The sequence below is a fragment of the Marinimicrobium sp. C6131 genome (genome assembly GCF_026153455.1).
Lineage (GTDB): Bacteria > Pseudomonadota > Gammaproteobacteria > Pseudomonadales > Cellvibrionaceae > Marinimicrobium.
The window spans coordinates 1,721,969-1,736,491 of sequence record NZ_CP110629.1 but is presented as its reverse complement, the minus strand read 5'-3'; the positions used below and the strand labels follow the sequence as shown (position 1 = coordinate 1,736,491).

The following is a 14,523-nucleotide window of genomic DNA, read 5'->3' as shown; positions in this document are numbered from 1 at the left end:
AACGTCAGGGACCTTAACCTGTCCTTGTTATTAGAAATCAGTCTAGATAACGGAAACTTATAAGTTTTTGCTGTAAAAAGAGCCGCCTTACCACCGTGACTGGTTCTTTTGCTGATGATGGGCCGCCATCAGCCAGCTGTAAATTCCTCTCACGTTGTGCGCAAATGCGTCGGTAGAGTATTGCTGTGCAAACGATTGTGCCCGCTCGGAAAGACGCTGGCGGTGTACCTCGTCCTCAAGCAGCAAGGTAACGCGCTGGCACCAGACTTCCAGATTGTCGGGTGTTTTATAGCCGTTTTCGTCCTCCCGGACCACATCATCAATGCCGCTGGAGCGCACCGCGACAACGGGTAGGGAGGCGGCCATGGCTTCCAGAATCACCATGCCCTGGGTTTCCGATTTGGAGGCGAACACAAACAGGTCGCCCAGGCGATAGTAGGTGGGCATGTCCTCCGGAGCAACCGCACCCACCAGAGTGACGTACTCGGAAAGCGCCTCCTGTTCGATTCGTTGTTGCAGGCGGTGGCGTTCATGTCCGTCGCCGATCATCAGTAGGTGAAAGGGCGTCACTGTCTGGTTTTTGAGACGTGCCACGGCATCCAGCAGGAAATCAATGTTTTTTTCCGTGGACAGCCGGGACACACTGATCAGAACCCGTTTCCCGGCCAGCGAGTACTGTCGGCGAAGCCGCTCCAGTGTTTCATTCTCCACCGTCTGGAAGCGCTCATAGTCAATGCCGGTGGGTTGTACAAAAATGGGGGTTTTCACTCCGATCATGCGCAGATAATCCTCGGCGGAGTTGGTGGGGACGATGACCCCACTGCACCGGTTGGCGAAGCGCTTGATCAGCCCGTGGGAGATCAGGTTGCGGAACAGGGCACCGGGGAGCGGTACGAAGTGGGCATAGTGCTCGAGTCGGGTGTGGTATGTGTAGACCGAGGGAATATCCAGGCGCCGGGCCAGCCAAAGACCCAGGGAGCCCATCCAGATGGGGTGATGGACATGAATGAGATCGGGCCCGAACTCACGTACCGCTCGACGGATCCGTTTCAGGAAAATATTGGGCAGCCTGAACTCGCCGCGAACGCCGAGCGTCAGCAGAGAGTGAACTCGAACCACACCGGACTCTTCAGGCTCCTGCCGGCGATACCGCGGCGCCACCACCAGAACCGCGTTCCCCAGGGCGAGAAGGCCACGGCGGAGTCGCTCAATCGATAGCGGAACCCCACCAATGAAAGGCAGATAATTGTTGGTGAACATCGCGACCCGCAAGGGAGTGTCCTGCCAGGGGGTGGGATCCAAGTCAAAATCGGGATAATAGTCCCGGCCGACCACAATACGCTGGTAGAGTTTGATGGCAATAACCGTGAAAGCGCTGACCAGAAGGATGAAATTGACGTAACCCACATAGAACAGGGAGTAAATGAAGAACCAGAGACTTTCCAGTGTGGAGAGCAACGGGTGTTGACCGACTTCGAGGCGTTCCAGAGTGATTTCGACATCGCGACCGGATACCGCAACATTGACGTAGTGATAAAAGCTGATGTCGTCGTTCAAAACCAGCCCGCCGCCGCCACCGGTGGTAATGAAGCGGGTGTTCTGATGCGTTTGTTCCGAATACAGCGGCAGGTTGGCGGAGAACACCGCGGAAACATCGTGCTGGTGAATCAGGCCAAGCAGTGCATCTCTGAACGCCGCGTCCTGCAGGTACTGGTCTTTCCGCTTGAACAGCAGGTCGTGCTCAACCGGATAAACGGGGTGCCCGAGGAAGAGAAACACGGGGCCGGGTGGTGCGTCATTGAGCAGCCCCTTCAGCCACTCTATCTGCCATCGCCACGGCGTTTTACCTGTGCTGTCCAGGAAAATGAACTGACTGTGGCCCAACTTGAAATTATAGAAATAGGGACCGAAGTGCTCGTAAAAGCGGAAGCTGCCGAAGTCTTCATGCTCCTGCTCTCCGAAGGTCAGCAGATACGGTATCTGCAGATGGCTCAGGGTACCGTGCAACGCCCGATACTTGTCCTCGCCACCGCCGCTGACCGCATTGCCGGCGGATACCATAAAGTCCACCCCCGATTGATTCAGCGTGGGGATGATGCGCTTCTCGAAGATGCCGACGGAGTTGTTGATGTTGCCCACGACGGCGAACCGGAACTCGTCCCTGGACCCGAGCCGTGACTGCAGCGTCCGTAACTGCTCGGTATGTACACTGTTGTACTCGGATCGGTCCAGGTTGAGGTATAGCTTGTACCCGACCAGGAAACCGACAATGGTCAGGTTCAGGTAGAACAGCCACTTGAGAAGGCGTGGATGTTTCATTGTCATGAGGTCCGGCTGTGGTTACTCAACAGGCTGTTGGCCAGGGCCCGTTTGAACAGAATCAGCCCGATGACCATACCCAGATAGATGGTCAGCGTACGCCAGGCGACGGTGACCAGCAACAAGTGGGGGCCGCCAACCAGGGCGCGAAAGAAGTGACCGAATACGCCTTCGGAAATTCCCGATGCGCCCGGTGTCGGCGAAAAGTACATGATAAAGGTGGTGACCACCAGCAGACCCAGAACGTTCAGGTAGTTCACCGAGTAACCCAGCCCCCATAACAGCAGCGCCGGGAAACTGAATAGACTCAGTAAGAACCCGGCGGTGAATACGATTGAACCGACTACGGCCCAGCGGTTTCCGGACCCGTACTCGCGAAAAGCGCGTGCGAAGCGCAACATCTCGCGACGCATGTGGAATTGCCAGTGGCGATGGCGTCGCGCATTCAGCCAGTGCCACCGGTGAAGGCGCAGAAGCAGACGGCTCAACAGCGTAATCAGCCAGCGAGTGCGAAACAGGACCAGCGTAAAGAAGCCGAGGTAAAGACAGACGAATACGGCGAGTGCCACTCCGATATCCCGCTTTAGCAGTCCCCCGTTGAACACGTCCAGGGTGAGTAGACTCAGGGGGGCGAGGGTAAAGATAAAGGCCACCGCCAGCAGTGTTCTCAGCGTAGTGGCCGCGGTGGCGTGGCCGAACGGCACTCCGTGTCGGCGAAGGTACCAGATCTGGGCAAAACCACCGCCGGTGGCCATGGGCGTTACGTTGGAAAAAAACAGGTTGATGAACACCAGCGAGAGTAACTTTCGAAAGGGTATACGGTGCCCGAGGGCCTGGAGTGTGAACCCGAGGCGCAGGGCGTCGGTAACGTAGTACGCGACCAGCAGGCCGAACAGGGTCGTCAGGACCCAGGGCTGGAGCAGTCGCGTATCGAAGGTCAGCTCCCGTTCAGCAAATTGTCCATAGACTGAGTAGAGTCCGATACCGGTGAGGATTACGAAGCTCAGGCTGAACAGAACCAGCCGCCGCCAGGATACCGGGAGTGAGGTTGTCATCGTTCTAGGCATTGAACGCCAGTAGAACGCCTAACGGATGCTTATACAGCGCCATGCTGACGATATACAGGAACAGCCCCAAGGCAACCAGCCAGGCGGCGATCCGGATCGGTTTGCTGGGGTGGCGGAACGCCAACACTCCCACCCCGATATAAACAAACAGGGCAACGATTTTGGTCATCAGCCAGGGGTGATCACCCGGTGAATAGCCGAGGGCGACCGCCAATGCGATGGCACTGATCAACAGCAGGGTATCGTTGATGTGCGGCAGTACTCGGGCCCACTTTTTCTTCAGTAGGCCGGATTCCTGAATCATCCAGAGGCCGCGAATGAAAAAGCCGGTAAACGACAGCAGTACGAAGGTGAGGTGCAGATGTTTGAGCAGGGCGATCATCCGGGGACTCCTTGAATGGTATGGGGTAGTTACAGGCAGCTCAGGGTTTCTGTACCCTCTTCGGGTGTTTGCGAGCGGGGTAGCAGGTTCGGCAGATGTCGCACACGGTACCATCACAGCGCCGCGCGGAACAGTACTCCCGTCCGTAGTAGATGATCTGTAAGTGCAGGGCGTTCCACCGGTCTTTGGGAAACAGGCGTTTGAGGTCTTTTTCGGTTTGTACCACATTTTTACCGCTGGTCAGCCCCCAGCGTTGGGCGAGACGGTGGATGTGGGTGTCTACCGGAAAGGCCGGCACGCCGAAGGCCTGGCTCATGACGACGCTGGCGGTTTTGTGGCCGACACCGGGCAGTTTTTCCAGTTCGGCCATGTCCGCCGGCACTTCGCCGTTGTGTTCGTCGATCAGTATCTGCGACAGTTTCGAGATGGCTTTGGCTTTCTGGGGTGAGAGTCCGCAGGGGCGGATGACGGCCTGGATGTCTTCGACGGGTACTTTGGCCATGTCTTTCGGGTTGTCGGCGAGTTGCCACAGGTGTGGGGTGACCTGATTGACCCGCTCGTCGGTGCATTGGGCGGACAGCAGCACAGCGACCAGCAGGGTGTAGGGGTCTTTATGATCGAGCGGTATCGGCGGCTCGGGGTACAGTTCCTGGAGCCGATTCAAAATGAACTCGACTCGTTCGGGTTTCTTTAAATTTTCCGGCTTTGTCATATCTTGGATCATCATTCTTTAAAAATATCTTGGTGATCGTCTAGGACGGCGGCTGTGGGGTACCCCCGTTGGAGACCCGCCGTGAACCCATCCCTGGGGGCTTCTCGTCGGCATCCATGCCTCGGCTTTGGCTTCCTGCGTCGCTCTAACACCTACATCCATGTAGGCGTCCGAGAGTCTTCAACTGGCTTCCCGCGCATCCTCCTCATTGCCACTCAGAGGTTTTGCAGAACTACCTAGTTCCCGAAACTATCTGGGAACCCCCTCCCGCAGCACTCCATTCGAAGTTCCAGCCTAGTACTGCGACATCCCGCAGCACTTCCTACAACGCTCTTACCTCGTATTGAGCCATAAACCTCTTGATTCGATGTGCCGCTTCGACGCACTCGTCGAGGGAAGCCACCAATGCCATTCGGACATAGTGGTCGCCCGGGTTGCCGGTTTCGGTGTCGCGGGCCAGGTAATTGCCGGGGAGGACGGTAATGTTCTGCTGGGCAAACAACTCCCGGGCAAAAGTCTCGCTGTCCACCGGCGTACGCGGCCAGAGGTAAAAGCCCGCTTCGGGGCGGGAGACATCCAGACAGCCGTCCAGGATGTCCAACACCGCCGTAAACTTCTGCCGGTACAGATCCCGGTTCGCCCGCACATGCGTTTCGTCTTCCCACGCCGCGATGCTCGCCAGTTGCGAGGGCACCGGCATGGCACAACCGTGGTAGGTCCGGTAACGCAAAAACTCCGCGAGAATCGACGCATCACCGGCCACAAAACCAGAACGCAGCCCCGGCAGGTTGGAGCGCTTGGATAGGCTGTGAAAGACCACACAGCGGCTGAAATCCTCACGGCCGAGCTCGGTGCAGGCCTGCAGCAACCCGAGAGGCGGTGTCTGTTCGTCGAAATACAGTTCGGAATAACACTCGTCCGAGGCGATCACAAAATCGTACTCGTCGGCCAGTGCCAACAGGGTGCGCCAGTGCTCAAGCGTGAGTACCGCGCCGGTGGGGTTGCCCGGTGAGCAGATATACAGAAGCTGGCAGTGTGTCCACACGTTCGGGTCGACGGCTGAGAAATCGGGAATATAGTGGTTGTCGGTGGTACAGTTCAGAAACGCCGGACGCGCTCCGGCCAGCAGGGCGGCGCCTTCGTAGATCTGATAAAACGGGTTGGGGCTGACCACCAGAGGTTGTTCGGCGGTGCGGTCCACCACGGCCTGGGCGAAGGCGAACAGGGCTTCGCGGGTGCCATTCACCGGAAGCACCTGGGTCTCGGGGTCGAGTTGTCCCGGGCTCAGCGCAAAGCGCTTTTCGGCCCATTGGGCGATGGCCTGACGCAATTCAGGCAGGCCTTTGGTCGCGGGGTAGTTGGCGACCCGGTTGAGGTTCTGACTCAGGGTGTCGAGCACGAACTCCGGCGGCTGGTGTTTGGGCTCACCAATGGATAATGCAATGTGCGATAGATGTTCCGGTGGCTCTACGCCCGCTTTGAGCCTGGCGAGCTTTTCAAACGGATAAGGGTGCAGGTGATTCAGGTCTGGGTTCATTGGATTTGTCTTGGGTCCTGGACGTGTATACCGTTACTTCGAATTGAGTGCTGCGGGAGGGTATTCCCCTTTGAGACACGCTGTGAATACATCCCTGTACGCTCTGCACCGGCCGTCCAGGCCGGTGACGGTCTCAAAGGGGAATACCCTCCCTCCGCTGTGCCACACCGATACTTGCTTGGAGATAGCACGTTAGTAAGTCATTGCACCATGAAAGTTCGCCAATGGCACTGAGGCGGATGCGGGGTATACCCCGTAGCCGCCGGACGTTCCGCTACCCAACAACTTAAAAAGCTTAGAAATTTACCACCGACGCCGAGGTTTTGGTGGCGCGCTTGTCCAGTTGCTCGCAGATTTCCCGCTGTAGCGCCTCGCACAATGCCGGGTCGCTCAAGGGCTCGCCCTCGTTATCGGTGATGAAAAACACATCCTCCACCCGCTCACCCAAGGTGGCGATTTTGGCATTCTGCAACAGAATATCAAACTGCAGAAAAATTCGGCCGATACACGCCAACAAGCCCGGGCGGTCCGGGCTGATGACCTCCAGCACCGTATAGCCACTGATCATGTCGTTGCTCAGACTGGTACGCGTCGGCATCGTAAAATGCTTGAGGCGACGGGGCGTACGGCGGCTGATGACCTCGGAATAATCATCCACCAGTCGCAATTCGTCCAACAGGGCATCCTGGATGCGCTTCAGCACCTTCGGGTCGTCGCCCAGCGGTTCACCGTCCTGATTCAGAACAAAAAACGTATCCACGGTATAGCCGCTATTGGAGTTGTAAATGCGGGCGTCCTGAATATTGAGGTTCAACTGGTCGAGGGCGGTCGCCACGGCGGCGAACACATTCTTGCGACCCTTGCTGCGCACAAAAATCTGCGTCGCACCCTCGAGTTCCCGGTTGGTGGTTTTCTTGATCAGGATGAGCGGTGTGTCGTCGGTGTGCTGGATCATCGCCTCGCTGTGCCAGGCGATATCCAGTGCCGTCTCGCGCATGAAGTATTCTTCGCCCATGTCGCTCCACAGTTGCCAGGCGGTGTCGGCGGAAATGCCTTTGCGCTCGAGCTTGCGCAGGGCTGACTGCTGGGTTTCCTCGATAAGCTCGTGCTTGTCGATATTGTTTTCCAGGCCTCGGCGCAACGCCCGTTTGGTTTCCATATAGAGCTGGCGCATCAGGCTGGCCCGCCAGGTGTTCCAGAGTTCCTTGTTGGTGCCGTTGATATCGGCGACCGTCAGGGTATACAGGTAGTCCAGACGCTGCTGGTCGCCGACCCGCAGGGCGAAGTCGTGAATCACATCCGGGTCAGAAATGTCCTGCTTCTGGGCCACGGCGGACATGAGCAGATGCTGCTCCACCAGCCAACAGATCAACCGGGTCTCCCGGGGCGACAGCCCATGGCGCTGGCAAAAGTCTTCGGCGTCCACCGCCCCAAGGGTGGAGTGATCCCCACCGCGTCCCTTGGCGATATCGTGGTAAAGACCGGCGATATAGAGCAGCTCCGGTTTCGGGAGCCGTTTGATGACATGAGCGGCGATCGGAAACTCGTCTTTGGCGTCGGGGGCCCAGAAGTCACACATGTTCTGCATGACTTTCAGAGTGTGTGCATCCACGGTATAAATGTGGAACAGGTCGTGCTGCATCTGCCCGGTGACCTGGCCGAACTCCGGCAGATACAACCCGAGAATGCCGTAGCGGGACATCCGTTTGAGCTGCTCTACCAGCCCTTCCGGGTAGCGGAATAACTCCAGGAACAGTTGGGTGTTGGTCGGGTGGCGACGGTAGTCTTCGTCGATCAGGTGGCGGCTTTCGCGGATCAGACGGATGGTGGACGCGCGTACCCCCTGGATTTCCGGATGTTTGGCCATCAGGACAAAAATTTCCAGCAGTGCCGATGGCGTCTCTTCAAAGACGTAAATATGCGCCGCCTCGATATAGTGATCGCGTAGCTGGAAGCGTTCATTGAGCGCGGTCACATTTTTATTGACGCCTTTCTGCAGGATGACTTCGTGCAGAAATTGCAGCAGCACGTCGTTCAGTTCGCGTAGCGACATGACCAGGCGATAGTAACGGTGCATGAACTGCTCCACCGCCAGGCTTTCGCTGTTGTCGCGATAGCCGAACATGGCGGCCAGCTCCCGCTGATGGTCGAACAGCAGGCGCTCTTCCGCGCGGCCAGCGATCAGGTGCAGGCCATAGCGGACCCGCCACAGAAATTCTTCGCCGCTCTGCAGCAGGGAGAACTCTTCTTCGGTAAAGAAACCTTTGCCTTCAAGCTGCTTGAGCGTTCGGACCTGAAAAAAACGCTTGGCCACCCAGCCGATCATCTGAATGTCACGCAAGCCGCCCGGTGCATTCTTGATGTTGGGTTCAAGGTTGTATTCGGTGTCGTTGTACTTCTGGTGGCGCTGAATCTGCTCCTGCCATTTCGCCCGGAAAAACTCATCCGCTGGCCAGAGCTGATCGGGGGCGGTTTCCTGCATCAACTGAATGCGCAGCGAACTGTCGCCCACCAGGGTGCGGGACTCCATCAGGTTGGTGGCGACGGTAATGTCATTGCGGGCGTAGCCGACGCACTCCTCCAGGGAGCGGACGCTGTGGCCGATCTCCAGGCCGATGTCCCAGAGAAAGGTGAGCAGTTGTTCGATCTGCTCCTGACAGCGGTCCCGAATATTGTCATTGCCGGTCAGGATCAGCAGGTCGATGTCGGAATGCGGATGCAGTTCGCAGCGGCCGTAGCCGCCAACCGCCTCCAGGCTGATGCCCAGAGGCCAGTGGTTGCGATGCCAGGCATAGTGCAGCATACAGTCGACAAACAGGGCGCGCTCGTGAATCAGGGCGCGAATATCCTCGCCCTCGCGAAAGCGCGCATCAAACTGCCGGTTGGCGGCGGTAATGGCGTCCTTGAAGACCGTAATGACGGGCTGCTCTGCCAGAGCGCGTCGAAACCGCGCCTGATCGAAAAAGAACAGAGGGCGTTCAAAGTAGGGCAGCGCAGCGGTATCCATGATCAGAAATCTTCTTCGTGGCGGGCCGTCAAGACTTCTACACCGTCTTTGGTCACGGCCAGGGTGTGTTCCCACTGCGCTGACAGTCGGCCATCCTTGGTTTCCACAGTCCAGCCGTCGCCTTTGGTCTTGGTGTGGCGTTTGCCGGCGTTGATCATGGGCTCGATGGTGAAGGTCATACCTTCTTTGAGCTCCAGCCCTGTGTCCGGACGGCCGTAGTGCAGGACCTGCGGGTCCTCATGAAAGACCGCGCCAATCCCGTGGCCACAGTACTCCCGGACCACTGAATAATGGTTGCTTTCGGCATGCTGTTGGATGGCGTGCCCGATGTCGCCCAGCTTGATGCCGGGTTTGACCATCTCGATCCCTTTATAAAGGCACTCCTGAGTGACCTTGACCAGGCGTTCGGCGTGGGGCAGACGCTTGCCGACGAAGTACATTTTGCTGGTATCGCCGTGGTAACCATCGTAGATCACGGTCACATCAATATTGACGATATCCCCGTTTTTGAGCACCTTCTTTTCCGAGGGAATGCCGTGACAGACAACCTGATTGACGGACGTGCAGATGGATTTCGGGAAGCCCCGGTAGTTGAGGCAGGCCGGAATCGCGTTCTGCTCGTTGATGATGTGGTCGTGGCAGATCCGGTCCAGCTCGGCGGTGGTCACGCCGGGCTGAACGTGGGGTTCGATCAGTTCCAACACCTCGGCGGCCATGCGGCCGGCAACGCGCATTTTCTCGATTTCTTCCGGGGTTTTAATACTGACAGACATGTCGACTCGCTAGATTGAAAGGAAAACCATCATTCTAAACGATCTGGCCAGCGTCTGACAGTCTGCGGGATGCAGGGATCAGGCAGCATCCACATACTTCAGCGCGTGAATGACACCGCGCAATTCGGCCAATCCTTTCATTCGTCCACCGTAGGAGTAGCCAGGGTTGATTCCGGGGCGGCCGATTTCCTCGGCCATCAGGTGACCGTGGTCCGGGCGCATGGCGATTTCGGGCAGTCGACTGTGGTTCTTGCGTCGGCGCCGCTCTTCGTCCAGCAGGGCCCGGATCAGCCCTACCATGTCGTTGTCCCCGCCGAGATGGTCTGATTCGTAAAAGGAGCCATCCGCTTCGCGCCGGATATTACGCAGGTGCACAAAATAGATGCGGGAGCCAAATTCCCGGGCCATGGCGACCAGGTCATTGTCTGCCCGGGCGCCGTAGGAACCGGCGCACAGGGTCAGGCCGTTGGCCTCGCTGGGCACGGCGTCAAGCAGGGCGCGGGCGTCCGCGGCGGTCGACACCACGCGCGGCAGCCCGAAGAGCGAGAACGGCGGGTCGTCGGGGTGGATGGCCAGACGCAGGCCGACCGCCTCGGCGACGGGGGTGACGTCCTTGAGGAAGGCGATCAGATTGGCGCGCATCCCTTCCTCGCCAAGGGCGATAAACTGCTCGATTGCCACCCGGATGCCCTCGCGATCGTAGGAGCCTTCCCCGCCCGGGAGGCCGGCAATGATGTTTTTCTCCAGTTGGGCCTTCTCGGCGTCCGACATGGCGCGGAATCGCTGCCCGGCCCGATTCAGGACATCGGCCGAGTAGCAGGCCTCCGCGTCCCGACGCTGGAGGATGTGCAGGTCATAGGCGGCAAAGTCGGCCATCTCGAAGCGCAGCGCCCGGCTGCCGTTGGCGAGCTCATAGTCCAGATTGGTGCGGGTCCAGTCGACGACCGGCATGAAGTTGTAGCAGACGTCGTGAATCCCGGCGGCCGCGAGATTGGTGAGTGTGTCCCGGTAGTTGGCGATGTGTCGCTCAAAGTCACCACTGCGGGTCTTGATATCGTTATGCAGGGGCACGCTCTCAACGACAGCCCATTCCAGGCCTCGTGCCTCGATCAGCGCCTTGCGCTCCAGAATCGCTTTGAGCGGCCAGACTTCTCCGGTGGGGATCTCATGCAGTGCCGTGACCACTCCGGTGGCGCCCGCCTGGGCAATTTGCTCAAGGGATACGGTGTCATTGGGGCCAAACCAGCGCCAGGTCTCTTTCATGGTATCGTTCTCTGCTCATCCAGTGCTGCCGCCGGGCGTGGCGGCAAGAGTTTAGTGTCTGTATGACTATTAGACATGAGTGGCTACCCGGACGCAACGGCGCGAGTGGGGTGGATGTCTCGTCCGGGTTCCACTGGTGGGCAAATTATGGTATAAAGCGCGGCTCCGCGGCCAGTGCTTTGCACGGCAGTGGGGTGCCGACCCGATCAAACGGGCGGCAAAATAAACCATGAACGTCACACATACACCGTCACGTTCAGCCTGGGTGCTCGCTGTTTTCAGTGGGTTGGCTGGCGGGGTGTATGGAGGCCCAACCCGATAGGAATGACAAAATGCCTACAGTAAGCATGCGCGATATGCTGCAGGCTGGTGCCCACTTCGGCCACCAGACCCGCTATTGGAACCCCAAGATGAACCGTTTCATCTTCGGTGCCCGCAACAAGATTCACATCATCAATCTGGAAAAGACCGTGCCGGCCTTCGCTGAAGCGATGGACGTGGTCAAGAAAATGGCCGCCCAGAAGAAAAAGGTACTGTTCGTCGGTACCAAGCGCGCCGCCCAGAAGACCATCAAAGAGCAGGCCGAGCGTGCCGGTATGCCCTTTGTCAGCCATCGCTGGCTGGGTGGTATGCTGACCAACTACAAGACCATCCGCGCCTCCATCCGTCGCTACCGCGACCTGGAAGCCCAGAGCCAGGACGGTACCTTCGAAAAGCTGACCAAGAAAGAAGCGCTGATGCGCACCCGCGAGATGGAAAAGCTGGAACGCTCCATCGGTGGTATCAAAGACATGAACGGCCTGCCCGATGCCCTGTTCATCGTTGACGTGGACCATGAGCGCATTGCCGTTCAGGAAGCCAAAAAGCTGGGTCTGCCCATCATCGGTATCGTGGACACCAACAGCAACCCGGACGACATCGACTATGTCATCCCGGGTAACGATGATGCGATTCGCGCCATCAAACTGTACGTTTCCGCCATGGCAGATGCCTGCCTGGAAGGGGCGAAAGAAGCCTCTGCTGTGCCCAACAAAGATGAATACGTGCCCGCCGAAGGCGAAGCCGCGTCCGAGTAAACCGGCTCCTGGCCGATCGGCACAAGACAAGGGGGCAGGCCAGACGGCGGCCCCCTTTTTTCGAATATTGAGTTAGACCCATTTCAAGAGGATAGCGACATGGCAGCGATTTCTGCGTCAATGGTTAAGGAGCTGCGCGAGCGTACCGGGCTCGGCATGATGGAGTGTAAAAAGGCCCTGAACGAAGCCGAAGGCGACGTTGAAGTGGCTATCGAGAACCTGCGTAAGGCCAGTGGCCTGAAGGCCGCCAAAAAGGCCGGTCGTACCGCGGCTGACGGTGTTGTATCCGTTAAAGTGGCCGACGACAACAGCTACGCAGTGATTCTGGAAGTGAACAGTGAAACCGACTTTGTCGCCCGCGATGAAGGCTTTCTGGCGTTTGTCAACAAAGTCCTGGACAAGGCCTTTGCCGACAAGCAGAGCGATGTGGCGGCCCTGATGAACGGCGAGCTGGAAGGCGACCGCGAAGCGTTGGTCCAGAAAATTGGCGAGAACATCACCGTGCGTCGGGCTGCCGTGGTAGAAGGCGGCGTGGTCGACGGGTATGTTCACTCCAACAACCGTATTGCGGTGGTCGCCCAGTTGCAGGGCGGCGGCGACGCCGAACTGGCGCGCGACATTGCCATGCATGTGGCCGCGGTGAACCCGCAGGTAATCAACCCGGACGATATGCCCGCCGAACTGGTGGAAAAAGAGAAGGAAATCATCAAGGCTCAGCCGGATATGGAAGGCAAGCCTGCTGAAATCGTGGAAAAGATGATGATGGGGCGTATCAACAAGTTCCTCAAAGAGGGCAGCCTGGTTGAGCAGCCGTTCGTCAAGAATCCGGAGATCAAGGTGGGTAAACTGGCCGCCGACGCCGGTGCGACCATTCAGAGCTTTGTGCGCTTTGAAGTGGGCGAAGGTATCGAGAAAGAGACCGTCGATTTCGCCGAAGAAGTGGCCGCTCAGGTCAAGGCCTCTTCCAAGGGTTAATCACCGCCGCTCTTTCGCCGGGTGGCCCGAGGATGGGCACACCCGGTGGTTTTCTGACGTTGAATGAGCACCTAGCGGAGATCCCTGTATGCCAAGCGCGCGTGACAAAAAGTACAAACGAATTCTGTTGAAGCTCAGCGGCGAAGAGCTGATGGGCTCTGAGGGCTTTGGGATTGACCCCAAAGTGCTGGATAAAATGGCCCTGGAAATTGGCCAGTTGGTTGGCATCGGTGTTCAGGTGGGTCTGGTCATCGGCGGTGGCAACCTGTTTCGCGGTGCCGCGCTCAGCAGCGCCGGCCTGAATCGCGTCACCGGTGATCATATGGGCATGCTCGCGACTGTGATGAATGCGCTGGCGATGCGCGATGCGCTTGAGCGCTCGAATATCTCCTCCCGGGTCATGTCCGCCATTCCCATGAGTGGCATCGTCGAACACTACGACAGTCGCCAGGCCAACCGCGCCCTGACCTCGGGTGAGGTGGTGATATTCTCCGCCGGCACCGGCAACCCGTTCTTTACCACCGACTCGGCCGCCTGTCTGCGCGCCATCGAAGTCGAGGCAGATATTGTGCTGAAGGCCACCAAGGTAGATGGTGTGTACACCGCCGATCCGATGCAGGATCCTGCCGCGACCAAATACGATCGCCTGACTTACGACGAAGTGCTGGAGCGTAAACTGGGGGTAATGGACCTGACTGCGATTTGCCTCTGTCGGGAACACGATATGCCAGTGCGGGTATTCCGCATGAACAAAACCGGGGCTCTGCTCAACATTGTGGTCGGTAGCAATGAGGGCACCCTGATCGAAGAGGGCAAAAACAATGCTGAATGACTTTAAAAAAGATGCCGAAGCCCGTATGGCCAAATCGGTCGACGCGCTGGGTAACAACTTCAACAAAATCCGCACCGGCCGCGCCCATCCGAGTATTCTGGATGGCATCCACGTATCCTACTATGGTGCAGAGACCCCATTGTCTCAGCTTGCCAACGTCAACGTGGAAGATGCCCGCACCCTGAGCATCAACCCCTGGGAAAAGCAGTTGGTGCCGGAGATCGAGAAAGCGATCATGAAATCGGACCTCGGCCTGAATCCGTCCACCAATGGTGGCGTCATTCGCATTCCGATGCCGCCGCTGACCGAGGAAACTCGCAAGAACTACATCAAGCAGGCGCGCCACGAAGCGGAAAATGCTCGTGTCGCGGTGCGCGGTGTGCGTCGCGATATTCTGTCGGATGTAAAATCCCTGCTGAAAGAAAAAGAGATCAGCGAAGACGATGAACGTCGTGCTCAAGATGAGATTCAAAAAATAACCGATAAATACATCGCCCGGATTGACAAGGCTCTCAGTGCCAAGGAAGCGGATCTGATGGAAATCTGAGCCGATGGGGTTGTCTCAGTGACAACCCCGTTT

At 58.0% G+C, this 14,523-nt stretch carries 12 protein-coding genes; 4 read left to right on the top strand and 8 right to left on the bottom strand.

Features of this window, described 5'->3' with window-relative positions; translation table 11 throughout:
* Positions 1–87 precede the first annotated feature (87 nt).
* The 8 genes from OOT55_RS07360 to uxuA all read right to left on the bottom strand — a co-directional run bounded on the left by OOT55_RS07360 (position 88) and on the right by uxuA (position 11,060).
* Complete coding sequence (locus OOT55_RS07360; RefSeq protein WP_265368461.1) at positions 88–2,319, bottom strand: glycosyltransferase; 2,232 nt, start codon at positions 2,317–2,319, stop codon at positions 88–90.
* A 2-nt stretch (positions 2,320–2,321) separates the two neighbouring features.
* Complete coding sequence (locus tag OOT55_RS07355) at positions 2,322–3,374, bottom strand: lysylphosphatidylglycerol synthase transmembrane domain-containing protein (protein ID WP_265368460.1); 1,053 nt, start codon at positions 3,372–3,374, stop codon at positions 2,322–2,324.
* Between the two features lie 4 nt (positions 3,375–3,378).
* The gene (locus tag OOT55_RS07350; protein WP_265368459.1) at positions 3,379–3,768 is read right to left on the bottom strand and encodes a SirB2 family protein; all 390 of its coding nucleotides are present in this window, start codon (positions 3,766–3,768) and stop codon (positions 3,379–3,381) included.
* 40 nt (positions 3,769–3,808) lie between these two features.
* On the bottom strand, positions 3,809–4,480 hold the full coding sequence (nth, locus tag OOT55_RS07345) for an endonuclease III (RefSeq protein ID WP_265368458.1): 672 nt from the start codon (positions 4,478–4,480) through the stop codon (positions 3,809–3,811).
* Positions 4,481–4,802: 322 nt separating this feature from the next.
* A complete protein-coding gene (gene dapC, locus OOT55_RS07340; protein WP_265368457.1) occupies positions 4,803–6,017 on the bottom strand; it encodes a succinyldiaminopimelate transaminase in 1,215 nt (404 codons plus the stop codon).
* 295 nt (positions 6,018–6,312) lie between these two features.
* Positions 6,313–9,024, bottom strand: a complete 2,712-nt coding sequence (locus OOT55_RS07335; protein ID WP_265368456.1) for a [protein-PII] uridylyltransferase — start codon at positions 9,022–9,024, stop codon at positions 6,313–6,315.
* 2 nt (positions 9,025–9,026) lie between these two features.
* Positions 9,027–9,797 carry a type I methionyl aminopeptidase gene (map, locus tag OOT55_RS07330; RefSeq protein ID WP_265368455.1) on the bottom strand — a complete coding sequence of 257 codons (771 nt, stop codon included), beginning with the start codon at positions 9,795–9,797 and terminating at the stop codon, positions 9,027–9,029.
* A gap of 78 nt (positions 9,798–9,875) precedes the next feature.
* On the bottom strand, positions 9,876–11,060 hold the full coding sequence (gene uxuA, locus OOT55_RS07325; RefSeq protein ID WP_265368454.1) for a mannonate dehydratase: 1,185 nt from the start codon (positions 11,058–11,060) through the stop codon (positions 9,876–9,878).
* Positions 11,061–11,392: 332 nt separating this feature from the next.
* Between uxuA and rpsB the strand changes: the two genes are divergently transcribed.
* The 4 genes from rpsB (at position 11,393) to frr (ending at position 14,490) form a co-directional block, all read left to right on the top strand.
* Positions 11,393–12,136, top strand: a complete 744-nt coding sequence (gene rpsB / locus OOT55_RS07320) for a 30S ribosomal protein S2 (protein WP_265368453.1) — start codon at positions 11,393–11,395, stop codon at positions 12,134–12,136.
* Between the two features lie 99 nt (positions 12,137–12,235).
* Complete coding sequence (gene tsf, locus OOT55_RS07315) at positions 12,236–13,111, top strand: translation elongation factor Ts (RefSeq protein ID WP_265368452.1); 876 nt, start codon at positions 12,236–12,238, stop codon at positions 13,109–13,111.
* 88 nt (positions 13,112–13,199) lie between these two features.
* Entirely contained in the window at positions 13,200–13,943 is a 744-nt protein-coding gene (pyrH, locus tag OOT55_RS07310; RefSeq protein ID WP_024460596.1) for a UMP kinase, read from the top strand.
* Entirely contained in the window at positions 13,933–14,490 is a 558-nt protein-coding gene (gene frr, locus OOT55_RS07305; RefSeq protein WP_265368451.1) for a ribosome recycling factor, read from the top strand. The genes pyrH and frr overlap by 11 nt, the downstream gene beginning before the upstream one ends.
* Positions 14,491–14,523 lie beyond the last annotated feature (33 nt).